General features: G+C 63.1%; 20 protein-coding genes. 10 read left to right on the forward strand and 10 right to left on the reverse strand.

The window, feature by feature from the left end; genetic code table 11:
- Positions 1-30 precede the first annotated feature (30 nt).
- From AC2FNL_RS06740 to AC2FNL_RS06755, 4 genes are read left to right on the forward strand one after another with little or no spacing between them, the layout of a single operon-like run.
- Positions 31-2,319, forward strand: coding sequence for a sensor histidine kinase NtrY-like (locus AC2FNL_RS06740; RefSeq protein WP_496832901.1), 2,289 nt, complete (start codon positions 31-33; stop codon positions 2,317-2,319).
- Positions 2,316-3,725 (forward strand): nitrogen assimilation response regulator NtrX, encoded by a 1,410-nt coding sequence (gene ntrX, locus AC2FNL_RS06745; RefSeq protein WP_093962238.1) that lies wholly within the window; start codon positions 2,316-2,318, stop codon positions 3,723-3,725. The genes AC2FNL_RS06740 and ntrX overlap by 4 nt, the downstream gene beginning before the upstream one ends.
- A 40-nt stretch (positions 3,726-3,765) precedes the next feature.
- A complete protein-coding gene (locus AC2FNL_RS06750) occupies positions 3,766-4,338 on the forward strand; it encodes a helix-turn-helix transcriptional regulator (RefSeq protein ID WP_496832902.1) in 573 nt (190 codons plus the stop codon).
- A gap of 43 nt (positions 4,339-4,381) precedes the next feature.
- Positions 4,382-5,563, forward strand: coding sequence for an MFS transporter (locus AC2FNL_RS06755; RefSeq protein WP_496832903.1), 1,182 nt, complete (start codon positions 4,382-4,384; stop codon positions 5,561-5,563).
- Positions 5,564-5,573: 10 nt separating this feature from the next.
- Here the strand turns inward: AC2FNL_RS06755 and AC2FNL_RS06760 are convergent, their stop codons facing one another.
- Positions 5,574-6,053, reverse strand: a complete 480-nt coding sequence (locus tag AC2FNL_RS06760; protein ID WP_093962235.1) for a hypothetical protein — start codon at positions 6,051-6,053, stop codon at positions 5,574-5,576.
- 96 nt (positions 6,054-6,149) lie between these two features.
- Here AC2FNL_RS06760 and trkA point away from each other — a divergent pair, with 96 nt between their 5' ends.
- From trkA to hflX, 4 genes are all read left to right on the forward strand, one after another.
- Positions 6,150-7,526, forward strand: a complete 1,377-nt coding sequence (gene trkA, locus AC2FNL_RS06765; RefSeq protein ID WP_093962234.1) for a Trk system potassium transporter TrkA — start codon at positions 6,150-6,152, stop codon at positions 7,524-7,526.
- Entirely contained in the window at positions 7,526-9,064 is a 1,539-nt protein-coding gene (locus AC2FNL_RS06770; RefSeq protein WP_496832904.1) for a TrkH family potassium uptake protein, read from the forward strand. Before trkA ends, AC2FNL_RS06770 begins: the two co-directional genes overlap by 1 nt.
- A 133-nt stretch (positions 9,065-9,197) precedes the next feature.
- Complete coding sequence (hfq, locus tag AC2FNL_RS06775) at positions 9,198-9,437, forward strand: RNA chaperone Hfq (RefSeq protein WP_005982826.1); 240 nt, start codon at positions 9,198-9,200, stop codon at positions 9,435-9,437.
- On the forward strand, positions 9,437-10,708 hold the full coding sequence (gene hflX, locus AC2FNL_RS06780) for a GTPase HflX (RefSeq protein WP_496832905.1): 1,272 nt from the start codon (positions 9,437-9,439) through the stop codon (positions 10,706-10,708). The genes hfq and hflX overlap by 1 nt, the downstream gene beginning before the upstream one ends.
- Positions 10,709-10,711: 3 nt before the next feature.
- Here hflX and AC2FNL_RS06785 read toward each other — a convergent pair whose 3' ends face one another.
- The 4 genes from AC2FNL_RS06785 to hemB all read right to left on the reverse strand — a co-directional run bounded on the left by AC2FNL_RS06785 (position 10,712) and on the right by hemB (position 15,547).
- Complete coding sequence (locus AC2FNL_RS06785; protein WP_170586895.1) at positions 10,712-11,107, reverse strand: SgcJ/EcaC family oxidoreductase; 396 nt, start codon at positions 11,105-11,107, stop codon at positions 10,712-10,714.
- 108 nt (positions 11,108-11,215) lie between these two features.
- A complete protein-coding gene (locus AC2FNL_RS06790) occupies positions 11,216-13,678 on the reverse strand; it encodes a penicillin acylase family protein (protein ID WP_496832906.1) in 2,463 nt (820 codons plus the stop codon).
- A 153-nt stretch (positions 13,679-13,831) separates the two neighbouring features.
- Positions 13,832-14,404, reverse strand: coding sequence for a lipid-binding SYLF domain-containing protein (locus tag AC2FNL_RS06795; protein ID WP_093962230.1), 573 nt, complete (start codon positions 14,402-14,404; stop codon positions 13,832-13,834).
- Between the two features lie 144 nt (positions 14,405-14,548).
- Positions 14,549-15,547, reverse strand: coding sequence for a porphobilinogen synthase (gene hemB / locus AC2FNL_RS06800; RefSeq protein ID WP_496832907.1), 999 nt, complete (start codon positions 15,545-15,547; stop codon positions 14,549-14,551).
- 120 nt (positions 15,548-15,667) lie between these two features.
- Here hemB and AC2FNL_RS06805 point away from each other — a divergent pair, with 120 nt between their 5' ends.
- Entirely contained in the window at positions 15,668-16,192 is a 525-nt protein-coding gene (locus tag AC2FNL_RS06805) for a component of SufBCD complex (RefSeq protein ID WP_496832908.1), read from the forward strand.
- A gap of 21 nt (positions 16,193-16,213) precedes the next feature.
- Positions 16,214-19,672: a transcription-repair coupling factor gene (mfd, locus tag AC2FNL_RS06810; RefSeq protein ID WP_496832909.1), complete on the forward strand. Its 3,459-nt coding sequence runs from the start codon at positions 16,214-16,216 to the stop codon at positions 19,670-19,672.
- Between the two features lie 9 nt (positions 19,673-19,681).
- On the opposite strand, the gene AC2FNL_RS06815 is transcribed toward mfd, so the two are convergent.
- The 5 genes from AC2FNL_RS06815 to AC2FNL_RS06835 form a co-directional block, all read right to left on the reverse strand.
- Complete coding sequence (locus AC2FNL_RS06815; protein ID WP_496832910.1) at positions 19,682-20,359, reverse strand: SH3 domain-containing protein; 678 nt, start codon at positions 20,357-20,359, stop codon at positions 19,682-19,684.
- Positions 20,356-22,020, reverse strand: coding sequence for a hypothetical protein (locus AC2FNL_RS06820; protein WP_496832911.1), 1,665 nt, complete (start codon positions 22,018-22,020; stop codon positions 20,356-20,358). The genes AC2FNL_RS06815 and AC2FNL_RS06820 overlap by 4 nt, the downstream gene beginning before the upstream one ends.
- 55 nt (positions 22,021-22,075) lie before the next feature.
- Positions 22,076-23,284 carry a multidrug effflux MFS transporter gene (locus tag AC2FNL_RS06825; protein ID WP_496832912.1) on the reverse strand — a complete coding sequence of 403 codons (1,209 nt, stop codon included), beginning with the start codon at positions 23,282-23,284 and terminating at the stop codon, positions 22,076-22,078.
- 76 nt (positions 23,285-23,360) lie between these two features.
- On the reverse strand, positions 23,361-24,020 hold the full coding sequence (locus tag AC2FNL_RS06830; RefSeq protein ID WP_496832913.1) for a DsbA family oxidoreductase: 660 nt from the start codon (positions 24,018-24,020) through the stop codon (positions 23,361-23,363).
- Positions 24,017-25,534 (reverse strand): class I adenylate-forming enzyme family protein, encoded by a 1,518-nt coding sequence (locus AC2FNL_RS06835; RefSeq protein ID WP_496832914.1) that lies wholly within the window; start codon positions 25,532-25,534, stop codon positions 24,017-24,019. Before AC2FNL_RS06835 ends, AC2FNL_RS06830 begins: the two co-directional genes overlap by 4 nt.
- Positions 25,535-25,591 lie beyond the last annotated feature (57 nt).

The following is a 25,591-nucleotide window of genomic DNA, read 5'->3' on the forward strand; positions in this document are numbered from 1 at the left end:
GAAAGCGGCACATCAGGATGAGGGCAGACGGTGGTATCCCGGGCACAGAAACGGCCGGCATTATCCCTGAATCGGTGGCGTAAGTCCCGGAAACTGCGCAATTTCGGCACCTTGGGGCTGGTTGTGTTGGGGCCGGTCCTGACACTTGCGACCTACCTTGTAATCGGGCCGTTTGACCTGGGTGCGAATGCCCCCACGCTTCGGCTGATTCTGCTGGCTGACCTTGTCTACATTCTGGTCGTGGCGGCCCTGGTTCTGGGGCAGTTGGGCAATCTTATTGCGGCGCGCCGAGCCAAATCGGCGGGCTCTCGCCTACACCTGAGGCTGATCGGTGCGTTCACGCTGTTGGCGCTGGTGCCCACGGTGACGGTTGCGATTTTTGCCGGTCTGACCGTGAATATTGGGCTTGAGGGATGGTTCTCGGACAGGGTCAGGCAGGTGGTCGGATCTTCGCTGACGGCCGCCGAGGCCTATGAACAAGAGCACGAACAGGGTCTGACGCAGGATGCCACGGTTCTTGCGCGGTTTCTTGACAATGCACGCAAGCTGGACTTCTACATCTCGGACGCCGAGCTGCGCGAGGTGCTGGCCCAGGGGCAGGCACAGATTCAGCGCGGACTGCGCGAAGCCTACGTGATTGACGGCAGTGGTGAAATCCGGGCCCGCGGAGACAGATCTTATTTGTTCAACTACGAACCGCCGAAACCCGAGCAGTTGGAGCAGGCCCGAGACGAGGGTCTGTTGATCATCGCGGACTGGCCCAACAACGAATTTCGCGCTCTGGTGCCGCTGCGCGCCTATCTGGACCGATACCTGTATGTCAGCCGCGCCGTAGATGGCCAGTTGTTGACCCTTTTGGACGACACCAAGGAAACCGCGCAGTTCTATCAACAGTTGGAAAACGAACGGGGCAGGGTACTGTTCGAGTTCGGGCTGCTGTATCTGGGGTTCGCGGTAATCCTCATCTTGGCGGCCGTTTCGCTGGGTATGTGGTTCGCCGAGCGGCTCTCGCGCCCGGTTGGTCGTCTGACCACCGCCGCGCAGCGGGTCGGGGCCGGTGATCTGGACGTGCAGGTCATTGAGGAGGCCAGCGACGACGAAATCGCCATGCTGGGGCGGTACTTCAACCAGATGACCCGGCAATTGAAGGCGCAGCGGGGTACGCTGCTGGAAAACACCCGCCAGATCGAAAGTCGCCGCCGGCTGTTCGACTCGGTGCTCAGCTCGGTGACTTCTGGCGTTGTCGGGGTGGATCCGGATGGTCAGGTGACATTCGTCAACCGCTCGGCCGAGCGGTTGCTGGACTGGAAAGGCCATGAGCAACAACTGGCAATCGGCATTGCAGTACCCGAGTTCCTGCCTTTGTTCGAAGCGCTGAAAGAAGGCAACCAGGAAGCAATTCAGGACGAAATCAAGGTCACCCGTAAGGGGCAGTTGGAAAACTTGCTGGTCCGGATGGCAACCCGACGCGGCGAGGACGGCAGGCTGGAAGGTTACGTGGTCGCCTTTGACGACGTGACCGATCTGGTCAGCGCCCAGCGTATGGCGGCCTGGGGTGATGTGGCCCGCCGCATCGCGCATGAGATCAAGAACCCGCTGACCCCCATTCAGCTGAGCGCCGAACGCATCCGGCGGAAGTTCGCGCGGAAACTGGATGAAGAGGACAGCGCCAGCCTTGAATCCATGACCGACGTGATCGTTCGCCAGACCAACGATCTGCGCCGGATCGTGGACGAATTCTCGAAGTTTGCCCGCATGCCCGAGCCCGACCGGCACGAGGAAGACATCGCGGGCCTGGTGCGCGAGGCGGTTCTGCTGCAGCAGGCCGGTCAGCCAGACGTTCAGATCGACGCGGAGATCCCGGACCAGCCAGTATTGGCCGATGTGGACGCGACGATGTTGAACCAGGCGCTCACAAATCTGATCAAGAACGCCGGCGAAGCCATCGAAACCCTGAAAAAGAAGGGTGCGCCCGACAACCTCGGCCCGCAGATAAAGGTGCGCCTGTCCACGGATGACGACGGAACACTGATTACCATCGCGGACAACGGCATCGGGCTGCCCGAAGACCGGGCGCGGCTGTTCGAGCCATATGTGACCACGCGCGACGAAGGGACTGGCCTGGGCCTGCCCATCGTCAAGAAAATCATTGAAGAACACGGCGGTTCGCTGACCCTTGAGGATGCGCCCGTGTTCGACGGACAGGACCATTTTGGCGCAATGGCCGTGATCCGGTTGCCGAAGGCCAACACGGCCCCGGTCGCAGCGCCGCAAAAGCAGGCAATTAAAACCAAAACACTGAAAGCAGGCCAAAGATGAGTGACATTCTGATCGTAGATGACGAGCGCGATATTCGCGAACTGGTGTCCGACATTCTGGAGGACGAAGGATATTCCACCCGGCTGGCCGGCAACTCGGACGAGTGCATGGCCGCGATCAACGCAGAACCACCCGGGCTGCTGATCCTGGACATCTGGCTCAAGGACAGCCGCATGGATGGGATCGACATTCTGAAGGCGGTCAAACGCGACAATCCGGATGTTCCGGTGGTGATCATATCGGGGCACGGAAATATCGAAATCGCCGTCGCGGCGATCAAGCAGGGGGCATATGATTTCATCGAAAAGCCCTTCAATATCGACCAGTTGATGGTGGTGATCCGCCGCGCGATGGAAACGTCGCGCCTTCGTCGCGAGAATGCCTCGCTCAAGCGCAAGGAAGTCAGCAATTCCGACATGATCGGCAAGTCGGCTGCGTTCCGCGCGATGCTGAGCCAGTTGGACAAGGTGACCAAATCCAACGGTCGGGTGATGCTGCGTGGTCCTGCTGGATCGGGCAAGGAAATCGCCGCGCGCTACATTCATGCGCACTCGAACCGGGCGAACGCGCCCTTTGTCACGGTCAACTGCGCAGGGGTCGAGCCCGAACGCATGGAAGAAGTGCTGTTCGGCCGTGAATCCGCCGAGCGTGGCGTTGAGTCCGGTCTGCTCGAACAGGCCCATGGCGGTGTGGTCTATTTCGACGAGGTTGCCGACATGCCGTTGGGCACGCAGTCCAAGATCCTGCGCGTCCTCGTCGATCAGCAGTTTCAGCGGGTGGGTGGCTCGGACAACGTCCGTGTCGATCTGCGTGTGATCTCTTCGACCAACCGCGACCTTGAATCCGAGATTGCCGCGGACCGGTTCCGCGAAGAGCTGTATCACCGCCTCAACGTCGTCCCGATCGCGGTGCCGTCTTTGGAAGAACGGCGCGAGGATATTCCTGTCCTGGCCAAGCATTTCATCGAGATGTGCAACGAAACCCAGGGCCTCCCTGTGCGCGAGTTGTCGGAAGAGGCCGTGGCCCTGCTGCAGACCATGAGTTGGCCCGGCAACGTGCGCCAGTTGAAGAACCTGGTCGAGCGGGTTTTGATCCTTGGTGATGGCACCGGACCGATCGAAGCGCGGGAATTGCCGAATGAAGAGGAAAAGGCCGACGATTCCGGCCGGGTCGTGCTGTCGGGCGCTCTGGCAACGCTGCCACTGCGCGAGGCGCGCGAAGCGTTCGAGCGTGAGTATCTGCTGACCCAGATCAATCGCTTTGGCGGCAATATCAGCCGCACGGCCAGTTTCGTTGGAATGGAGCGCAGCGCCTTGCACCGCAAGCTGAAGTCGCTGGGTGTGGTGACGTCGAACAAGTCAGGCGCGCGGGTGGCGCAACTGGACGAGCCTGAACCGGCGGAGTAGGGGCCGGCCAAACCGGCAGGACAACGGGAGGTGCCCGGCCATGACGCTATCGGTGATCCAGCGGGGATTTCCCGCCTTTGGTCGTCGTCTCAAACGGCTTCGGCGGGCCACCGGGATGAAGCAGGCGGCGCTCGCACATGTGATGCGGGTCGATCAGGCCACGGTGTCGCGCTGGGAAAACGGGGTCCAGACCCCAAGCCCTGAACAACAGGCCGCGGTTTTCGCGGCGCTTTCGGATCACCGCGCCGACGATGCAGCACTGAAGCGGCTTGTCGGCAGTTCGCATGCCTGTCTGCATCTGGTGGACGAGGCGAGCCATGTTTGTCTGGCCTATTCACCCAGCCGCGCACGGGATTGGTCAGCCAGCCAGCACTCGTTGTTGGGGGTGTCGCTGTGGCAGTTTGCCACCGACGAGATCCGCCAGGCCGAAATGGAGTTGACGGACGAGGGTTGGTGGGACCTGCAGGCGCCAAATCCCAAGGCTTTCATCACTTCCCAGGTTGTGCACGACCAGATCACCATCAGCGCAGGCCAAATCGTATGGGAGCGGCTGTATCTGGCCGATGGAACCCCAGTGCGCCTGGTCAGCGGCACGCGCGTACGCGCCGCATAATATATGCGTTCACCTTGCCTGGGGGCGAGGGTAGAACGCGGGTGTGACTCAATCTTTTCGCATATTCCTGCAGGTGATCCTGTTGTGGCTGGCCGGACTGGGCGCGGCCACGCAGTTCGCCAAGATCGCCGTCGCCTTTGACGCGGTCGGTGCATTGTATCCAGGCTATGGGGATGCGATCGGCTGGTTGTTGTCGATCATCAGTTTGATGGGCGCCGTGCTGGGGGCCATGTCAGGCGCCATTACCGCGCAGTTCGGACCGGTCCGCCTGCTGGTGTTCGGTTTGCTGCTGGGCGGCGTTGTATCGGTGTTCCAGTCCACCATACCCGGCTTTCACGTGATGCTGGGCAGCCGGATCATCGAGGGCGTTTCGCATCTGGCGATCGTGGTTGCCGCTCCGACGCTGATCGCGCAGATCACACGCGGAGCCGCGCGCAATGCCGCCATGGTGTTGTGGAGTTCTTTCTTTGGAGTTGCTTTTGCGCTGAACGCTTGGTTCGGCCTGCCGATGATCCAGCGTTTTGGATTGGCGGATTACTTCATGGGCCACGGTTTCCTGATGGCGCTGATTGCAGGACTGGTCGCCCTGTTTCCGCCAAAGGTTCCGCCCATCGCGACAAAACTTCGGGGGTGGGGGCTGGGATCCATCCTGCAGACGCATCTTGAAACCTACCGCTCGCCCCGCATGGCAGCACCGGCGATCGGATGGTTCTTCTACACTCTGACCTTCGTGTCGTTGCTGGCGATCCTGCCCGGCCGTATGCCCGAGGATCAGTCGGTTCTTGTAGCCAGTCTGATGCCGCTGGCAGGTATCGTGCTGTCGTGGGTCGCGGTGCCCGTGCTCTTGACGTTCCTGTCTGCAGTCACGGTTGTAAATCTTGGTTTTGCGGCCGGGATGGTTGCCTTGGCCCTGCTGTTTTTCGGAGCGCCTCTGCCCGTTGTCGGCATTGCGCTGTTTGCGGTGTTGGGCCTCGTGCAGGGCGGCAGTTTCGCGGCGGTTCCGCAACTGAATGGCTCAGCCCGAGATCAGGCGCTGAGCTATGGGGCGATGGCGCAGATGGGAAATGCGGGCAACCTGCTGGGCACACCTGTTCTGCTTGCAATCCTTTGGCGTGCCGGAGAAGGCTCGATGTTCGTGGCCGTACTTGTATTCTATGCAGCCGCCATCGCAGCACATCTGTTCCTGTCACTCCGCCGGCGACCGTCACCCGGCGATCTGGGTTGAGTTCAGTCGGTTAGCCCGGCAACCCCGGGGTGATGATCTGGAATGACCCGTCGTCGAATTTGACGAAACAAGACGCCGTGCCCAATGGCGGCAGGACGGTTGTTCGGGTCGGCGGAACGCCCGATTTGACCGATTGTTTACAGGGCGGCAGGCTGATGGGGCGGTATCCCTTTTTAGCCATGCACTGCGCTTCGACCGTGTTTCGCAGTCCCTGATTTACATCCACGGTGTAGACGCGGCCCGGCTCCCACCAACCTCCGGTGCGGTAGCATCGCCCGCGCCCGTCGCAATAGGTGCGGCCCGGCCAATAGGTGGGCGGGCTTTGGCGCACCTGGTTTGCAACCGGCGCGTCCTTCAGTGCCTGCACTTGGCATTCGGTCGTTTCGGCCTGCATCCGCGAGACGCTTTCGCCTTCGCGATAATACATCGACAACGGACCGCATCCGGCCAGCAGGGCAAGGGGAACAAGCAATCGAAGCACTGTTTTCATTCGCTTATCTTGCATCACACAGGCCGTCATGACAATTCGATTGACCGCTCTGTGGGCATCTGTCATTCAAAACGCTCAGGCAGAAAGGCCAAAGGCATGAAGGTCATCATTTGTGGCGCCGGCCAGGTGGGCTGGCAGATTGCTCGGCACCTTTCGGGCGAATTGAATGACGTCACCGTTGTGGACAACAACCCTGACCTGGTACGCCGGGCGACCGAGACTCTGGACGTTCAGGGCATCGCCGGCTTCGCCAGCTATCCCGACGTGCTCGAGCGGGCCGGAGCCCGTGACGCCGACATGATCATCGCCGCGACCCATTCGGACGAGGTGAACATGGTCACCTGCCAGATGGCGCACTCGGTGTTCTCGATCCAGCGCAAGATCGCGCGGTTGCGGTCGAAATCCTACCTCGAAGCGATCCATCGCGACCTGTACCGCCGCGACCATCTTCCGATCGACGTGGTGATCAGCCCCGAACGTGAAGTGGCCGCAGCAGCCATGCGCCGCCTGTCGGCGCCTGCGGCTTTTGACACGGAACTGTTCATGGATGGCAAGGCGCAGCTTTTGGGTATTCGGATCGCCGAGGATTGCCCGATCGTCAACACGCCCTTGCGCCAACTGACAGACCTGTTTTCAACGCTCAGCGCCATCGTGGTGGGTATTCGCCGCGACGGAACACTTTTCGCGCCGGAATCCGAGGACCAATTGTTCGTCGGTGACGAATGCTATGTCTTTACCAGCGTCCAAGACGTTGATCGTACGATGGAAGTCTTTGGTAAATCACAGAAAAAGCAGGATCGCGTGGTTATCGTGGGCGGCGGGAACGTCGGCCTCGAAGTTGCCCGGACGCTGGAAGAACGCGAGGGACGCATCCGTGCAAAGGTTATCGAACGTGACCGGCGCTGTGCGGAACTGGCCGCCGAGTCGCTGGAGCGTACGATCGTTCTGAACGGCGACGGTCTGGATTCCGCGCTGTTGAGCGAAGCGGGGATCGAGCGCGCGGACGCAATGCTCGCCGTCACCGATGACGATCGGACCAACATGCTGGCTGCGGTACGGGCCAAGGCCGAAGGTTGTCCGCTGGCGATTGCGCTGATCAACGACCCCAGCATGGTGGCCTTGATGGGGCCATTGGGGATTGACGCCTATATCAACCCGCGGGCCACGACCGTCAGTTCGATCCTTCGCCATATCCGGCATGGCCGGGTACGACAGGTCTATTCGATCGGCGATGCCGAGGCCGAAGTGATCGAGGCCGAAGTGCTGTCGACCTCGCCAATGGCGGGGCAGAAACTGCGCGACATCGACTTTCCCGAAGGCGTCCTGGTCGGCGCGGTTCGCAAGGGCGACGAGGTCCTGCGGCCCACTGGCAGTCTGCGGATTGACGAAAAGGACGTGGTTGCGATTTTCGCAATGGCCAATGATGTACCCGAGGTCGAACGCCTGATGCAGGTTTCGATCGACTTTTTCTGATGGCTGTCGCCCGCGCACCCAAAATCAGTGTTATTCGGCGGCTGCCGCTGTTTCTGTTGATCACGGCGGTTGTGTCCCTGGCCATGTGGATCCCGGCAATCTACGCCCTTGCCTTGGATGACCACCCCACGTCGCGGTCGTTCTTCTATTCGGGTTTGGTGGGGCTGTTCCTGGTCACGATCGTTGGCCTGGCGACGGCCAGCCGGCAGCCGCGGCGCGGAACCTTGGGGCAGTTGGCGGTCCTGCTGGGCTCGCTGACGGTATTGCCGCTGTTTCTGGCCGTTCCGGTCCATGACGCGTTGGGGAACACGACCTTTCTGAACGCCTATTTTGACATGGTCAGCGCCATCACCACCACCGGAGCGGACCTGTTTCCCGACCCCGAGCGCCTGTCGGCGCCGGTTCACCTGTGGCGGGCACTCGTCGGCTGGATGGGTGGGCTGCTGATGTGGATCTCGGCGGCTGCGATCCTGGCGCCTCTGTCGTTGGGCGGGTTCGAGATTACCGCGCGCGGACAGCCGGGCCGCCCGGTTTCCGGCGTAGCCCAGAGCGAAAAGGTCGACCCGCGGGGGCGACTGCTCCGTGTGACGGCGACATTGACCCCGGTTTATGCCAGCCTCACAGCGGTAATCTGGGTCTTGCTGGTGATCGCCGGAGAAAAGGGCCTGACGGCCATCTGCCACGCTATGTCGGTGATGGCCACGTCCGGCATATCGCCAGTGGGCGGGTTGGAAGGGTCCACCGCCGGGATCACCGGCGAGGCCATCCTGTTTCTGTTCCTGTTCTTTGCCTTGTCCCGCCTGACGTTCTCAAAGGACACCGCGACAACCGGCTATTCCCGGCTGGACCACGATCCGGAATTCCGGATCGGCCTGATGATCGTCGTCGGCGTGGCGGCACTGTTGGTTTTCCGAGTGCTGGCCGGGGTTGCCGAGATCGGCGGGCAAGTGACCGGCCTGCAAACGCTGAACGTCATCTGGGGCATGTTGTTCACGGTAATGTCGTTCCTGACGACGGCCGGGTTCGAAAGCGCTTATTGGAACGACGCGCAACAGTTGTCCGGTCTGGGAACACCGGGGCTAGTGTTGATGGGGCTTGCGCTTATCGGGGGCGGGGTCGCCACCACCGCCGGCGGGGTCAAGCTGTTGCGGGTCTATGCGCTTTACCTGAATGGCGCGCGTGAACTGGACAGGCTGATCCACCCGTCATCGGTCAGCGGGGCGGGCGGTGGCAACCGCCGCATCCAAAGCCAGGGTGCCTTTATCGCGTGGGTCTTTCTGATGATGTTCGCGCTGACGCTTGCGTTGCTTGATGTCGTTCTCGCTGCCGAGGGGGTTGGGTTTGAACGCGCCATGGTGCTGAGCGTCGCGGTGCTGAGCACGACCGGTCCGTTGATCGAACTGGCCACCGATCTGCCGATCCGTCTGATCGATCTGTCGGCCGGAGCCAAGCTGACCATGTGCGCCGGCATGGTGATCGGCCGGCTAGAGACTCTGGCGATCATCGCGTTGATCACTCCGGCCCTGTGGCGGGATTGAACCGCCAATTCGAGCCTTCACGTTACTGCCTGATTTTTCATCTGGAATATCTCTGCGCGTCACTCCATACTCGCGCGGAGGGAGCGCGTTGGTCCGCAGCGCGTAAGCAAGAACAACGGCGAGATAACAAAATATGGCTTCGGACAGACAGAATCTTCAGGATGCCTTCCTGAACAATGTACGGAAAGCAAAGGTTCCCGTTACAATTTTCCTGATCAACGGTGTGAAATTGCAGGGTGTCATCACCTGGTTCGACAATTTCTGCGTATTGTTGCGCCGCGACGGACAGTCGCAGCTTGTCTACAAGCACGCGATCTCGACCATCATGCCGTCGCAGCCGATCAACCTGTATGAGGGCGAAGACGCCTCTTGATGGAACATGACCGGAGGCGCACCCGGGGTTGGGTGCTGCATCCCGATATCAAGTCAGATGACCAGCGCCGCGACCCCGTTCCGGCGTTGGAAGAGGCGGTGGCACTGGCTGCCGCCTTGCCCGATCTGGATGTGATCGGGTCGGAAATCGTGCGCTTGCCGCGGGCGCAGCCTGGCCTGCTGTTCGGCAGCGGCAAGATCGAGGAGCTAGGCGCGCGTTTTGCTGAAAACGAGATCGAACTGGTTCTGATCGACGGGCCGGTCACCCCGGTTCAGCAGCGCAACCTGGAAAAGGCGTGGAAGGTCAAGATCCTCGACCGGACGGGGCTGATTCTGGAAATCTTCTCGGACCGCGCCCGCACGCGCGAGGGTGTGCTGCAGGTCGAGATGGCCGCGCTGAGCTATCAGCGGACGCGGCTGGTGCGAGCCTGGACCCACCTGGAACGTCAGCGCGGTGGGCTGGGCTTTGTCGGCGGACCGGGGGAAACCCAGATCGAGGCCGACCGGCGTGCGATCGACGATCAACTGGTGCGGCTGCGTCGTCAGCTGCAGAAGGTCGTGAAGACACGGACGCTCCACCGGGCCGCGCGGGCCAAGGTGCCCTATCCGATCGTGGCGCTGGTGGGCTACACAAACGCGGGAAAATCCACGCTGTTCAATCGCCTGACCGGGGCTGAAGTCATGGCCAAGGACATGCTGTTTGCCACGCTGGACCCGACCATGCGCCGGATCGAACTGCCCGACGGACCCGAGGTGATCCTGTCAGACACGGTGGGTTTCATCTCGAACCTGCCGACCGAACTGGTCGCGGCCTTCCGCGCCACGCTCGAGGAGGTTCTGGCCGCCGACCTGATCGTGCATGTGCGCGACATCAGCCATGCCGAGACCGAAGAGCAGGCTGAGGATGTGCGCACGATCATGGCCTCGCTGGGTGTGGACAATACCCGCCCTCAGCTTGAAGTCTGGAACAAGATCGATCTGCTGTCCGATGAGGACCGCGATGCCGTGCAGGCCCGGGCCGAGCGCGATCCGGCGGTGTTCCCGATATCGGCCGTGACCGGCGAGGGGATCGACCCGCTGCTGACCGAGATCGCCACGATCCTGCAGGGTGTGCGCCGGGAAGAGGTTTTGAAGCTGGGCTTTGCCGACGGCGACAAACGCGCCTGGCTGTTCCGGCAGGACGTGGTGCGCGATGAAAAACAGACCGAGGACGGGTTCGAGATCACCGTTCTGTGGACCGACAAGCAGGCCAATCAGTTCGCGGGCCTCTGATGATCAGGCCCCGTCGATCTGGCGCTGATGGTCGTCGGCATCGAACCAGCACAACGACGACCGGATCTTGTACTCCGCGTCCAGCTCCCACTCCTCCCAGCCGCGCGTGATCACCGCATTGCCGGTCTGTGCATGGTGCCCTTCCAGGGTCCAGACGAAAATGGCGTGGGGACCGGCCCACCGCAGCATATCGCAGCGCACTTCAAGATCGGGAAAGTCGGTATGAAACCCGCGCGCCATTTCCGCGATGGCCGCCCGCCCGACGATGGGCTCGCCGCGATTGATCGTGATCTGCCCGTCCGACGTAAAGAAGTCGGCCACGGCATTGGCGTCACCCGAGCTCCAGGCGATGGCATAGTCGCGGGCTAGATTGTTCAGGGTATCGCGCAAACTGGCCATGATCTTCCCCCTCGCGCTGCGGTCCGGGCGCTCCGGAATGGTAGGCCAAGCCACGGGGCCACGTCCACGGGGCGACAAAAAAGGGGCGGGGGTCCGCCGAAACCCCGCCTATTGCGGCATCAGGCGGGTGGTCCCGACGGCGGCGGCGCGCGCCAGATCTAGATCCAGCGACATGGGAATGTACTCACCCCGGCGCCACAGTTGCGCCTGATCGTCATAGTAGCGCGACAGGAAGTGGCCCGATTGCCCGGTGGCCGTGATGAAGACCGAGCTGTCGGGGTCGGCAAAGTCATAAACCCCACGATAGCCCGCGCCGTGCACGTTCTGGAACGGGTCCGGCCCTTCGCCCGAGGTGCGTCCGCGCTGTAGGGTGTTGTCGCCGCCGCTGGTCGATTGGCGGATGTTAACAAAATAGCGCAGCACCGGAACCTCGCCCAGCACCGGGTGATCATGGGTGGCCTGGTGGGCATCGCCCCAACGCAGGGATTCCAGTTGGCTGCCATAGCGCTCGGAAATCCAGACCAGTGCATCGTCAAGGGCCAGCCGGGCCATGTCGGTGCAGCTTTCCACCGGTGCGCTCTGCCGGACGTCGCACCAGGCTGAGGCCCCGTCGATGTCGCGAAAAACGCGTTCAATGAACAAGGGCTCGACATGCTTGAATTCCTTGGCCAGCGGCCCGAGGTCATCGGCGATCAGTCGTTTTTGCAGCGCGCGGACCCAGGCCGCATAGATCAGCGGCTCGGGCAGGTGCTCGCTCATCTCGCCGTTCCATTCGGCCAGCAGGGTCAAGGCGATCTGGCGCTGGCGTTCGGGGGTGCCTTCGGGCGCGGCCTCGCCGGTGAACCACAAGTCGGCCCCGATCAACGGCAGCAGTGACCGTGCGGTGAAGCTGACCGTGTCCAGTTGCGCTTCGATGAAGCTGTCGCGGGTGTGCACCTCGCGCGATTGCATCAGGAATTCCCAGCGGTGGACGCGCTGAGTATCGCCCCATTCATAGGACACATGCAGGGGGAAGGGCCGGTCTATGATCTTGTTGTTGGTGTTGCCCAGAACGCCACCGGCCGGAGCCACGAATTCGGGGTTGTCGGAATAGGGCAGACGGCCCTGCCAACGGTTGGCAGCGATCCAGCCCGGGGTCGGGATGCGCCCACGGCTTTGGTTGTTGAGGTCGCGGCTGGGCATTGCGCCGATGAGTTTCATGCCGACGGTCGTCTTGTCGACCACCGAAAGGTTTTGCGACGGCGCGATGAACAGCTCGGCGGCTTCAATCGCTTCACGTACGGTATCCGCGTTCATCAGCGCCATCGACGCGCTGATCGAGGTGTCGCGCGGACTGAGCGCCGTCCAGGACAGCGAGGCGACATGCCCCGGCGGTGTGATGGTTTCCAGGTTGAAATGGGTGCCTGGCAGGACGGGGCCGTTCTCGGTCCAGCGCAGGGTCAGGGTGATTGGGGGGGCGTCCTTGATCTCGATGATTGAAGGGCGCGACTTGAAGGATTTGAAGCCTTCGGGCGTCAGATATTCCTCGGGGTTGTCGGGATTCACTCTTTCGATATGCACGTCCTGATCGTCCAGATAGGACGAGGTCAGGCCCCATCCCAGCCGGTCACTACGGCCGGACATAACCGCCGGAATGCCGGGGATGGTGGCGCCGATCACGCCGCCCTTGGCCAGTTCAAGCCTTGCCAGATACCAGATCCCCGGCGCAGTCAGGCCCAGATGCGGATCGTTGGCCAACAGGGTTCCACCGGTGGCCGAGCGCGAAGGAGCCGCAGACCATGCATTCGAGGCACCCGCCAACCCGCGCTGCGGGACCGGGTTCAGCCATGAGGCCGCGGGTTCCGAATTGGCGGCATAGCGGGGCAGGTTGGGAAACAGCGCCGCATATTCGGGCAGCGCTGCAATGCCCGCGCCAGGCACGTCCGGCAGAATATCTGACAGCCGCTGCGGATCGTTCAGCATCAACGAGGTGCGCGCCCGCAGCACTTCGTCCTGCAAATGCCCGGATAGCTGAACCGCCATCAGCTTGATCATGGCTATGCTGTCACCCGGTTGCCAGGGAGCAACCGGTGCGTTGAACAAAAACATTTCGGGCGCGCCGCGGCCCAGGGCGTTTTCGTTGATTTCGTCCAGCCGCGCATTGACACCGGCGGCATAGGCGCGAAGAGCGGCCTTTGTGTAATCGTCCTGAACCTCGAAGGACTGATGCGCCAGCCCGTATAGATCCAGCCGACGCATGAGCTTGTCGATATGCACGGTCCGCTGGCCAAAAACCTCGGACAGGCGTCCCTGCACGGTCCGGCGCATGACCGTCATCTGCCACAACCGGTCCTGGGCATGTGCATAACCCAGACCGAAGAACACGTCAGGGTCGGTCTGCCCCAGGATGTGAGGCACGTTGGCAGTGTCGCGCACGATCTCGACCGGTGCATTCAGGCCTTTGACCTGCAGCGTTTGGTCGTAGTCAGGCAGCGACTGGCTGGCCAGGAAATACACCAGACCGATCGCCGCGAGGGTCAGCAGGACCAGACCCGAGGCGATACGCATCAACCAGCGAAAGACGACACCCATCAGCAGCGCACCATTTGAATTTGCAGATCAGGCGAAGGTTAATTCATGGCTCTGGCGACCGAAAGAGGCCGCGCCGCGGAATCTGCGCCTGAAACGAAAAACTCCGCCACGGCATTGGCCAGTGACGGAGTTTTCTTGAGGGGGGGCAGGGGGTCAGGGAATAATGCGCGTGTATTTGATGCCTTCGACCGTCGCGCCCAATTGCAGCCCAGCCTGACCGAAGACCGCCGCCAGCACGGGTTTGCGCAGGGTGGTCAGGTCGGTCGACAACTGGTCCGCCTGGTCGCTGACGACATATCCAATGTCCGCGCCGGCGGTCCATCCGCTTGAGCGGCGGAAATCGTTCAGGGCGTCCTCGGTCATGAAGAATAGGACATGGGCGTATTGCTGGGCGCCAATCTGCAGCCCCGCAGTGCCTTTGACAGCCGAGTAGTAGTCGACCGTGGCGCCATTGATGCGCAATGCGCCTTTTCCGTAGCCACCGCCAAAGACGAAGCCCGCCTCGGTGATCAGCGGCATGACCAGCATCCCGTTGGCCTTGTTGGCGATTTCCTGGGTGTTCGGGTAGCGGGTATACATCTCGGTCAGCGTGGCATCGACGCGGGCATCGATCGTTGCCGCGTTCGAGTTTCCGACGCCGTTGCCGCAGGCGGCGGTCAGGGTCAGTCCGGCCATGCCAAAGGCAAAGCCGCGACGGCTCAGTCGTGGTGTGTTGGAACTGCTCATGTTTGTTTTTCTCTGTCTATGTGCCTGAAAAGCCGGGTGGTCCCGGTCTTGTGTGCAAGAATACGCCGAGCCGCCTCGGGTGTCACGGGAAAACCGGCAGGCCAAGGCCGGCCGATCGGCGAAAAATCGCGGAGTCCTGCAGGATTAGCCTTGCAACAGCCGGGCGACCTGCGGCGCGAAATAGGTCAGGATGCCGTCACAGCCCGCACGTTTGAAGGCCAGCAGGCTTTCCAGCATCACCTTTTCGCCGTCGATCCATCCGTTCTGCGCGGCGGCCTGGATCATCGCGTATTCACCCGACACCTGATAGGCATAGGTGGGTGCGCCGAACGTGTCCTTGACCCGCCGGCAGATGTCCAGATAGGGCATACCGGGCTTGATCATCACCATGTCGGCCCCCTCGGTCAGGTCACGCTGGATCAGGCGCAACGCCTCGTTCGAGTTGGCCGGGTCCATCTGATACGTCTTCTTGTCACCGGTCAGCGCGCCTGATGCCCCCACCGCGTCGCGAAAGGGTCCGTAGAAGGCGCTGGCATATTTCGCGGCATAGCTGAGGATCATGACGTCGTGATGGCCGGCGGCCTCGAGTGCCTGGCGCATCGCGCCGATCCGGCCGTCCATCATGTCGGACGGGCCGATGATGTCGGCTCCGGCCTCGGCCTGAGCCAGCGTCATCTTAACCAGCGCCTCGACCGTTTCGTCATTCACGATCTTGCCGTCCACCACGTATCCGTCATGGCCGTTGATGTTGTAGGGGTCCAGCGCGACGTCGGTCATCACCGCGATTTCGGGCGCGGCCTGCTTGATCGCGCGGATGGCGCGGTTCGAAAGGTTGTCGGGGTTCCACGCCTCGGCGCAATCCTGCGTCTTGAGGCTGGGATCGGTGTAAGGAAACAGGCAGATCGCCGGGATGCCCATCGCCTGCGCCTCGGTTGCGGCCTTGGCGATCAGATCGACCGAGCGGCGCACCACGCCGGGCATCGAGGGCACGGGCTCTTCGATGCCCTCGCCGTCGCGCACGAAGACAGGCCAGATCAGGTCATCAACGGTCAGTGTGTTCTCGCGCACCAGACCCCGGATCGCCTCGGACTGGCGGGCGCGACGAAAGCGGCCGTGGGGGTAGGGGGCGATTGTCGGTTTCATGGCGCGTTCTCCTTGAACATTCGCGCATTGGGTGGCATGAATTTGCGCAGGTCTCAAGGGTACCAATAGCCGCGCCGTTGCGATAGAACCGCCTGAGAATTTTGAATTAAAGGACCGAGTTTGGACTGGTACTCCTCGATTTTCGAACTCATCGATATGCGCAGCTTTTCGAATCTGTGGTATTGGATCGCGCTTGCGGTGCTGTGGTCGACAGCCAGCCATTGGGTGATGGGGGTTCCGTATGATCTGGTCGTGCGCGCCCGCCGCGTCGGTGGGCAGGCCGAGATCGACCTTCTAGACATCGTACGGATCAACACCAATCGCATCCTCTACATTGCTGACGTTTCGGGGGTCGTGATCTTGGCGCTGTGCTGTTTCCTGTTTGCGGGTCTGGCGACGCTGGGGTTTTACTATCAGGTCGAGTTCGCCCAGGCCGTATTCCTGCTGTTGTTCCCGATGGTTCTTGTCGGCGCAAACAGCCTGCGGGTGGCCCGGAACCTGCGGCGGCAGGAGTTGTCGATTGAAGCTGTGTCCAAGGCGCTGCATCGGTGCCGGCTGGCGACGCAGGTCATCGGTATGTTTGCGATACTGGTCACTTCGATGTGGGGCATGTATCAGAACCTTTCGATAGGCGTTCTGGGATAGCAAAATCGGAAAGGCGGCGTGATGAAGGCTCCGAACCACGTGACAGTCGGCGGCGCCCCCGAGGGGTTTGACGCGCAGCTGGTGTTGAACGAAGTCGCCCGCTCGGGCGGGCCGGTTCTGCATGTGGCGCGCGACGACAAACGTGCCGAGGCGATGCGTGCCGCGCTGCGTTTCTTTGCGCCCGACATGCCGGTGATCCTGTTCCCCGGTTGGGATTGCCTGCCTTATGACCGGGTGTCGCCCAACCCCGACATCGCTGCGGCGCGGGTGGCGACACTGGCGGCGCTGGTGCATCAGATGCCCGAGCGCTTTGTTCTGCTGACCACGCTGAACGCGGCCACCCAGCGCGTGCCGGCGCGCGACGTGCTGCGGCAGGCCGCGTTCACCGCACGGGTCGGTCAGCGCATCGACGAGGCCGCGCTGCGTGATTTTCTGGTGCGCATGGGGTTCAGCCAAAGTCCCACGGTGATGGAACCTGGCGACTATGCCGTGCGCGGCGGGATCATCGACATCTTCCCGCCGGGCGAGGCAGGGCCGGTGCGGCTGGACCTTTTTGGTGACGTGCTGGACGGCGCGCGCCGGTTCGATCCAGCCACACAGCGCACCACCGAAAAGCTTGACCTGGTCGAACTGGCCCCGGTTTCCGAAGTGATACTGGACGAGGCCGCCATCACCCGGTTCCGTCAGAACTATCGCATCGAATTCGGTGCGGCCGGCACGGATGATCCGCTGTACGAGGCGGTCAGCGCCGGGCGCAAGCATCAGGGCATGGAACACTGGCTGCCCCTGTTCCATGAAAAGCTGGAAACGTTGTTCGACTACCTTCCGGGGGCTTCGATCACGCTGGACGATCAGGTGACGCCCGCGCGTCTGGCGCGGTGGGACAGCATCGCCGATCAATATGAAACCCGGCGCCTGGCGCTCGAGAACCGCTCGCGCATGGATTCGGTCTATAAGCCCACGCCGCCGAGCCTGCTGTATCTGGACGACGAGGCATGGACCCAGGCAGTGGCGCAGCGTCGGGTGCTGCAGTTCAGCCCCCTGCCGCAGGCCAGCGGGCCGGGGGTGATCGATGCGGGCGGGCGGATCGGGCGCAACTTTGCCCCCGAGCGTCAGCAGGAAAGCATCAGCCTGTTCGGCGCGCTGGCCAGCCACATCAAAAACAAGCTGGAGAAGGGGCCGGTGCTGGTCGCCTCGTATTCCGAGGGCGCGCGCGAACGCCTGACCGGGTTGATCGAGGATGAGGGGCTGGCCGAGGCAATTCCTGTGACCGACGGCTCACGCATCGGCAAACGCGGCCTGCACCTGGCGGTCTGGGCGTTGGAGCACGGCTTCGAGACGCCCGACATGACGGTGATTTCGGAACAGGACGTGCTGGGCGACCGGCTGATCCGCCAGCCCAAGAAACGCCGCAAGGCCGAGAATTTCCTGACCGAGACCCAGTCGCTCAGCCCCGGTGATCTTGTCGTGCATGTCGATCACGGCATCGGCCGCTATATGGGCATGGAGGTCGTGACCGCCCTTGGCGCCGCGCATGAATGCCTGCTGCTGGAATATGCCGAAGGTGCCAAGCTGTACCTTCCGGTCGAAAACATCGAACTGCTGTCGAAATACGGGCACGAGGAAGGCTTGCTCGACAAGCTGGGTGGCGGCGCGTGGCAGGCGAAGAAGGCCAAGCTCAAGGAACGCATCCGCGAGATGGCCGACCGGCTGATCCGCATCGCCGCCGAACGCGCTTTGCGCAAGGCCCCGATCATGGACCCGCCGCCCCACGCGTGGGAGGAGTTCAGTGCCCGCTTCCCTTACCAGGAAACCGAGGACCAGCTGAGCGCCATCGCCGACGTAATGGAGGACCTGCACTCGGGCACGCCGATGGATCGCCTGATCTGCGGCGACGTGGGGTTTGGCAAGACCGAGGTCGCCATGCGCGCGGCCTTTGTTGCGGCCATGTCCGGCCTGCAGGTGGCGGTGATTGCGCCCACAACGCTGCTGGCGCGCCAGCACGCCGCCAGCTTCAAGGACCGGTTCCGGGGCTTCCCGCTGGAAGTCCGGCAATTGTCGCGTTTTGTCTCGGCCAAAGAGGCGCAGCAGACCCGCGAAGGGCTGGCAAAGGGCACGGTAGACATCGTGATCGGCACCCATGCTCTGTTGGCCAAGGGCATCCGGTTCCAGAACCTCGGGCTGTTGATCATCGACGAAGAGCAGCATTTCGGCGTGGCCCACAAAGAGCGGCTGAAGCAACTGCGCTCCGACGTGCATGTGCTGACGCTGACCGCCACCCCGATCCCGCGCACGCTGCAACTGAGCCTGACTGGCGTGCGCGACCTGTCGATCATCGGCACGCCGCCCGTCGATCGTTTGGCGATCCGCACCTATGTCAGCGAGTTCGACGCCGTCACCATCCGCGAGGCGCTGCTGCGCGAGCACTATCGCGGCGGGCAGAGTTTCTATGTGGTGCCGCGCATCTCGGACCTGCCCGAGATTGAGGAATTCCTGAAAGATCAGCTGCCGGAACTGAGCTATGTGGTGGCCCATGGCCAGATGGCCGCGGGCGAGTTGGACGACCGGATGAACGCCTTCTATGACGGCAAGTATGACATCCTGCTGGCCACCACGATCGTGGAAAGCGGTTTGGACATTCCCACCGCGAACACGATGGTCGTTCACCGGGCCGACATGTTCGGGCTGGCGCAGCTCTATCAGATCCGGGGCCGGGTGGGGCGGTCCAAGACCCGCGCCTACGCCTATCTGACCACCAAGCCGCGCGCGCGGTTGACGCCGGCCGCCGAAAAGCGGCTGCGGGTTCTGGGCTCGCTCGATACGCTGGGGGCCGGGTTCACGCTGGCCAGCCAGGACCTGGACATTCGCGGCGCGGGCAACCTGCTGGGCGAGGAGCAGTCGGGCCAGATGCGCGACGTGGGCTATGAACTCTACCAGTCGATGCTGGAAGAGGCGATCGCCAAGATCAAGGCCGGTGAGATGGAGGGGCTGAGCGAGGCCGACGACCAGTGGGCGCCGCAGATCAACCTGGGCGTTCCGGTGCTGATTCCCGAAGACTATGTGCCCGATCTGGACGTGCGGCTGGGCCTCTACCGCCGCCTGTCGTCGCTGTCGACCAAGGTCGAGCTTGAGGGCTTTGCCGCCGAGTTGATCGACCGGTTCGGCCCGCTGCCGAAAGAGGTGAACACGCTGCTCTTGGTCGTGCGGATCAAGGCCATGTGCAAACGCGCCGGCATCGCCAAGCTGGACGGCGGACCGAAGGGGGCGACGATCCAGTTCCACAATGACAAGTTCGCCTCGCCGCAAGGTCTGGTCGAGTTCATCCAGAACCAGCGCGGGCTGGCCAAGGTCAAGGACAACAAGATCGTGGTGCGGCGCGACTGGAAGAAGGACAGCGACAAGATCAAGGGCGCCTTTGCCATTGCCCGCGATCTGGCCGAGAAGGTGGCCGCCGAGAAAAAGAAGAAGGCCAGCGCCTGAGGGCGCGGCCTAGTCCCCGGCCACGAAGGTACACAGCTGCCAGTCGCCGCTGTCCGATGTCACGAAGGCCGCGCGATAGCCGACCATCGACCATAGGAAGTCGGAATAGACATAGCCGCGCGTTCCGTCGGTCAGGATGACGCCCTGATACTCGGCCTCTTCTAAATAGTCCGGCACGATCACCACTTCATGGCTGATCAGGTCCAGAATGGGCGCGCCGCGGTTTGGGGCCTGGCGCAGGGTGACATCCTGACCGGTCACGAAATAGGCGGTGAACGGGTCCAGCTTCGCCGGCAGGGTAAGCCGCCACTGATACGGCATCCAGAATTCGCCATCCTCGTCGAAGTAACCGGGCTGGGCCAGCGTGGTCTCGAGGTCGCGCCAGTAGTCCTCGCGGATGGTGGCGGCGTGGCGGCGGTCGGCCTCGGGCAGGGTCTCGGGATCGATCGTCAGGTTGGCGCGGAACTTCTCGGAGCCGTCCGGATCACCGTGGCTGGTATAGATCTCGGGGCAGGTGGCGGCCATGACGCCCTCGAGGTCGCGGGCGGCGACTTTGGCGCGCAGGTCCGCGCGAAAGGCTTCCAGCGTCGGGTCCTGGCTGGCCTCGTCCACAGGCGGAAAGGTCTGGCGGTCGGCCCAGGCGGGCCCGCAGAACAGCGCGATCAGCGCAGCGTTCAACAGTTTCATTCAGCGGCTCTCATCGCGGCCTGGGCGCAGAAGCACGAGGCGCCGACGCTGCGGTCGGCCCGCGCCAGGGCCAGGTCCAGTCGTTGTCGGATCAGCTGCAATTCCTCTACCGCGCCGCGCGCCTTGAGGCAATCGTGCAAGCCCTTGAGGCTCCAGACATTGTCGGGATGGATCGAGGCACGGCTGAGGGTGCCGCCCAGACCCAGATCCTCGCGATAGACGGCTTCGGCTTCGGCCACGTGGCCCTGTTCGAACAGCAACGCCCCCTGCGCGTGGCGGGTGGGCTGCATCCAGCCCCAAGGCTCGTCATAGGGCAGATTGTCGTCCAGTTCGACCGAGCGCCGGAGATGGTCGAAGGCTGTGTCGAAATTGCCTTTGCGATACTCGATCTCGCCCCGCAGCATTTCGCGCGCGATCTCCAGCAGGTCGATCACGCGGTTGTTGTGCAGCAGACGGGTTTCCGGCACGCGGTCCTTGGCGACCAGGAACAACTGCTCTTCAGCTTCGGCCTCGGCCACGTCGCCGGTGGCGGCATGGGCGATGGCGCGGGCGTAGTGCGTGGTGGCCGTCACCGTCAGATACAGGTCGGGATCCGGGGGCAGGGGTAGGGCCTTGGCTTCTTCCCATCGGCCAAAGCGGATCAGGATATGCGGCCCCATGGCCATGTAGCTTTCGAAGTAATCCGCCATGGGCGGGCTTTCGATGCGCAGCATTTCCTCGGGCGTGGTGTCCCACAGGCCCTTGTTCGCGCGCAGGGCGGGCTCCAAGTGGCCCAAGAACAGCGCGCCATAGATGACGAAGTGGTAATTGTGCTGGCGATAGCCGGTATAGATGTTGAAGGCGCCTTCGCGCCGGTAGTATTTCAGATCGGCGGTGACCGCCTGTTCGTTCCAGTGCACGACGTTCTGGTAGTGGCCGCACAACACGTCGATATGGGTGGGCATGTGCACCAGATGCCCGGCATCCGGCACCAGCGTGCGCAGCACATCACCGGCCTTCAGCGCCTTTTCCGGCGTGGGCGACATCTCCATCAGATGCACATAGAGGTGCAGCAGGCCCGGATGCGACATCGCCGCCGGATCGTTGGCCATGGCCCATTCCAAGGCCTCCTGCGCCTCAAGCGTGGCGGCGCCCTCGGCGGGCTGGCCTGTCCTCAGGTCCCACATCTGCCAAGGGGTCAGGTTCAGCAGCGACTCCACATAGATGGTGCGCAGGTCCAGATGATCGGGCTGGGCCGCGAAGGCGGCGCGCATGGCGTCGGCGAAGTCGTGGTCCCAGCGGTGCATGTCGGGCGCCGGGTCACGCTGGGGATAGCGGGCAGGCAGGGCGCGGATCAGCTCGCGTTCGACCGGCGTGCAGCGATCCAGCAGGGCCTGTGCGCATTGGGTTGCGTCATAGGCGCAGTTCAGGGCCTTGGCCTTACCGCGGTCGTCCAGCAGATCCCAGGGCAGGTTGTAGTTGGGCCCGGCGGCATAGGCCACGCCCCAATGGGCCATGGCGCAGTCGGGGTCATGCTCCAGCGCGCGCTGGAAACACACGACCGCCTCTTCATGGTTGTAGCCGTAGGTCCAGACAAGGCCCCGGTCGAACCACAGCTGCGCCTGATCCGAGGACGTGGTGACGGGGCAGCTATGCGTGCCCAGATCGAAATAGTCGCTCATGCCGAACTCTCCCTGACTGGGGCGAGCCTAGCGCAGTTCAGGTGCGCTGCACAGGTCAGGCGGGAACACGGTCTTCGATCCGGCCCATGTGGACCATCAGCCCGAAGGCCAGCACGCACATGGTCAGGATGCCGATGGTCAACGGCCCCAGCGTGCCGTCGAACAGCAGCCCCACCGGCGCGGCGACCGCGGCGGCCAGCACGGTCGAGATCGACCCGATGACCGAGGCCGCCATGCCGGCGATATGGCCCATCGGCTCCATCGCGATGGCGTTCAGGTTACCCATGGTAACGCCGGCCATGAAAAAGACCGTGGTTTGCCAGAACACGAACAGCGCAAACGAGGCCTGCGGCGACAGGTTCGACATGTTGAGGGCAATCACCAACGAGGTGATCAGGATTTGTCCGGCCAGCGCCCAGGTCACCATTCGGCGCATCCCCACGCGCACCACGACGGCCGCGTTCAGCAAGCTGGCCGAGCCGGACATCAGCGCCACGAATCCGAACCAGAAGGGGAAGCTGTCGGCGCGGTCGTGGATCACATCATAGATCGGCTGCACCATGGTCAGCATGGTGAACAGCATGCCCATGCACAGGGTCTGGACAAAGATCGACAGGCGCACAGTGGGGTGGGCAAACATCTCTTTCACCGCACCGACCATCAGCGGCAGGCGGAACGGGCGGCGGTTTTCCGGCGCAAGCGACTCCGGCAGTCGGAACCCCATCCAGACAATGATCACCAGCGCGAACAGGATGAACGACATGAACACACCGCGCCAACCGGCGAAGGCAATCACGGCGGCTCCGGCCATGGGCGCGATGGCGGGCACCAGGGTGAAGATCATCATCGCGATGGACACGATCCGCGCCATTTCCCGGCCCGAGAACAGATCGCGGATGATCGCCATGGCGACCACGCGGGGCCCGGCGGCCCCCAGCCCCTGAACCACCCGGGCGGCCAGAACCAACTCGAGCGACGAACTGGCCCAGGCCACGGCCGATGCCAGAATATAGACGGCTGCTCCGGCAAAGATCACCGGCCTGCGTCCGACCGCATCCGAGATCGGGCCGGTGAAGAACGTGCCGATTCCCATTCCCAGAACAAAGCTGGTCAGGATCAACTGCGCCCGGTTCACGTCATCAGGGCTGAGCTGCGCGCCGATCTCGGGCAGGGCAGGCAGCATTGAATCAATCGAAAATGCGATGGTGGCAAACATCATCGCGATCAGCGCGATGAATTCGGCCTTGGAAATACGGTCAGCCATGCGGGGACTCCTTGCTCCAACGCGCTAACACGACAGGGCAAGGTGGGCTAGGTGCAATCGCGCACAGAACTCTGTGCTATTCTGCAGAGGAGGGCTCAAGCTGAGACATTATTTCGCCGATCACTTGCGCCCACAATTCCGGTGGTTGCGCCCCAGGGACCGCGTGCTGGTTGGCGACGATGAAGGTGGGGACCGAGTTTACGCCCATTTCACGCGAGTGCGTATCCCGCTGACGAATGTCGTCCCGGTCGGCGTCGGATTTCAGCAGCTTCAGAACAACTGCGGCGTCCATGCCCACGCTGTCGGCGATGTCGGCCAGCACCTCGTGGTCGCCGATGTCGCGGCCCTGCACGAAATACGCAGTGAACAGCGCATCCACCACCTCGTTCTGCTTGCCCTCGATCCCGGCCCAATGGATCAGGCGATGGGCGTCCAGCGTGTTCGGGGTGCGTTTCATGGCCTCGAAATCGATGTTCAGGCCGGCCTTTTCGGCATGCTCCACCACCGGCGCATAGGCGCGAACCGCACCCTCCTTGCCACCGAATTTGCGTTCCAGGTATTCGCGCCGGTCCATGCCGCCTTCGGGCATGTCGGGGTTCAGCTGGAACGGATGCCATTCGATCACGAACGGATGATCCGGGACCGAGGCCAGCGCCTTGTCCAGGTTGGTCTTTCCGATATAGCACCACGGGCAGATCGGGTCTGACAGGATATCAAGCTTGACGGTCTGGGTCATTCTTCGGGTGCCTTGAAATAGGCCGGCAATGCGCGGCGCAAGAGTTTTCCGTTGCCCCCGGTGGGCAGTTCGGGAAGATGGATGAAGGCGCGGGGTTGCTTGTAGCGCGCCATGTTGGCCTCGACATAAGCGCGCAGGGCGGTTTCGTCCAGTTTTTCCGGGCCGGAATAAAAGGCAGCGATCACGAAGGTGTCCGGTTTGACCTCGACCGCGGCCGCGCCCACCTGAGCGACTCCAGGAAAGCGCGACAGGACGGATTCGACCTCGACCGGGGACACCCGGTAGCCGCCGGCGTTCATCATGTCGTCGTCGCGTCCCAGATAGGTGATCTGCCCATCCACGGCCATCGCCCCCTGATCGCCGGTCAGGAACCAGTCGCCCTGCATGCGCGCGCGGGCCTCGTCCGGGGCGTTGAGATAGGTCAGCATCAGCCCCGGGTCCGAGCGGTGAATGGCGATGGTGCCTTCCTGCCCCTGCGGAACCGGCCCGTCAGGCCCCAGGATCGCCACGCGGCGCCCCGGTTGCGGCTGGCCCAGAGAGTCTCCGCGCGCGGGGTGGGATGGGCTGGATGAGATGAAGGTCGAACATTCCGACATTCCATAGGCCTCGTACAGCTCGGTCCCTGTGGCCTGAACCCAGCGTTCGTGCAAGGCGCGCGACAGTTTCTCACCGGCGCTCAGGCCGTGGCGCAGATCGGGCAAGGACAGCGTGTCCGCCGCATTCAGCATCTTGCGGTAGACACCGGGGGCGGCCGCAAAGATCGAGGCGCGGTGGCGGCGCAGCAACCCGGGCAGGGCTGCCGGGTCGGTTCCGGGTTCGGGGATCAGCGCGGTGGCACCGATGGTCCACGGGTCCATCAGGCCGGTGCCCAGCGTGTAGGTCCAGTTGAACGCGCCCGCGTGGCACAGGCGGTCGCCCTCGCGCAGGCCGTACCAGCCATCGACCATCATCTGCCGCGCCCAGATCGCGCGATGCGCATGGGCCACGGCGCGTGGCTTGCCCGAGGTGCCTGAGGTGTAGACGATATAGGCCATGCGTTCCGGATCGCCCATGTCGAACGACGCGGGCGGCAGGTCGCGCATGGCGGCAAGGTCGGTCAGGCCGATCTGCTGGGGATGCGCGGCACAGGCCACGGACGGATCGCGCAGAATGGCGGCTGGGGACAGATCCCGGATCATCCGTTCCGTTTCCGGCTCGGTCAGTTGCGAGGATGTCGGCACCGGGACCAGCCCGACTGCGATTGCGCCCAGATAGCCGATGGGAAAATCGACCGTATTGCCCAGGCGCATTAGCACGATGTCTCCGCGCACAAGGCCCGCACGCAGCAGTCCGGTTCCGGTGTTCAGAACCGCGGATTTCAGCTGCGCAAAGGTCCAGTCGTCCGAGCCGTCGGCGCGCAGCACGGACAGTGCCACCTTGTCGGGCGTGGCATCGGCGCGGCGCAGCGCGTGGGCGGCCAGGTTGAATGGCGTAGGGCAGGGCGGCGGCGGCCCCTGATCGAAGATCGACAACATGCGCCTTGGCTATTGCCCTTTGTCTCGCGTTGCAAGCGCGCGGCGCTGGCCCTATAG

It is taken from the genome of Ruegeria sp. CRTD044 (assembly GCF_059613485.1).

Excerpts from the sequence above, each read along its gene's own strand:
- ntrX (WP_093962238.1), top strand. The coding sequence starts at position 2,316 with ATGAGTGACATTCTGATCGTAGATGACGAGCGCGATATTCGCGAACTG.
- AC2FNL_RS06750 (WP_496832902.1), top strand. The coding sequence starts at position 3,766 with ATGACGCTATCGGTGATCCAGCGGGGATTTCCCGCCTTTGGTCGTCGT.
- AC2FNL_RS06760 (WP_093962235.1), bottom strand. The coding sequence starts at position 6,053 with ATGAAAACAGTGCTTCGATTGCTTGTTCCCCTTGCCCTGCTGGCCGGA.
- trkA (WP_093962234.1), top strand. The coding sequence starts at position 6,150 with ATGAAGGTCATCATTTGTGGCGCCGGCCAGGTGGGCTGGCAGATTGCT.
- AC2FNL_RS06770 (WP_496832904.1), top strand. The coding sequence starts at position 7,526 with ATGGCTGTCGCCCGCGCACCCAAAATCAGTGTTATTCGGCGGCTGCCG.
- hfq (WP_005982826.1), top strand. The coding sequence starts at position 9,198 with ATGGCTTCGGACAGACAGAATCTTCAGGATGCCTTCCTGAACAATGTA.
- hflX (WP_496832905.1), top strand. The coding sequence starts at position 9,437 with ATGGAACATGACCGGAGGCGCACCCGGGGTTGGGTGCTGCATCCCGAT.
- AC2FNL_RS06785 (WP_170586895.1), bottom strand. The coding sequence starts at position 11,107 with ATGGCCAGTTTGCGCGATACCCTGAACAATCTAGCCCGCGACTATGCC.
- AC2FNL_RS06790 (WP_496832906.1), bottom strand. The coding sequence starts at position 13,678 with ATGGGTGTCGTCTTTCGCTGGTTGATGCGTATCGCCTCGGGTCTGGTC.
- AC2FNL_RS06795 (WP_093962230.1), bottom strand. The coding sequence starts at position 14,404 with ATGAGCAGTTCCAACACACCACGACTGAGCCGTCGCGGCTTTGCCTTT.
- hemB (WP_496832907.1), bottom strand. The coding sequence starts at position 15,547 with ATGAAACCGACAATCGCCCCCTACCCCCACGGCCGCTTTCGTCGCGCC.
- mfd (WP_496832909.1), top strand. The coding sequence starts at position 16,214 with ATGAAGGCTCCGAACCACGTGACAGTCGGCGGCGCCCCCGAGGGGTTT.
- AC2FNL_RS06815 (WP_496832910.1), bottom strand. The coding sequence starts at position 20,359 with ATGAAACTGTTGAACGCTGCGCTGATCGCGCTGTTCTGCGGGCCCGCC.
- AC2FNL_RS06820 (WP_496832911.1), bottom strand. The coding sequence starts at position 22,020 with ATGAGCGACTATTTCGATCTGGGCACGCATAGCTGCCCCGTCACCACG.
- AC2FNL_RS06825 (WP_496832912.1), bottom strand. The coding sequence starts at position 23,284 with ATGGCTGACCGTATTTCCAAGGCCGAATTCATCGCGCTGATCGCGATG.
- AC2FNL_RS06830 (WP_496832913.1), bottom strand. The coding sequence starts at position 24,020 with ATGACCCAGACCGTCAAGCTTGATATCCTGTCAGACCCGATCTGCCCG.
- AC2FNL_RS06835 (WP_496832914.1), bottom strand. The coding sequence starts at position 25,534 with ATGTTGTCGATCTTCGATCAGGGGCCGCCGCCGCCCTGCCCTACGCCA.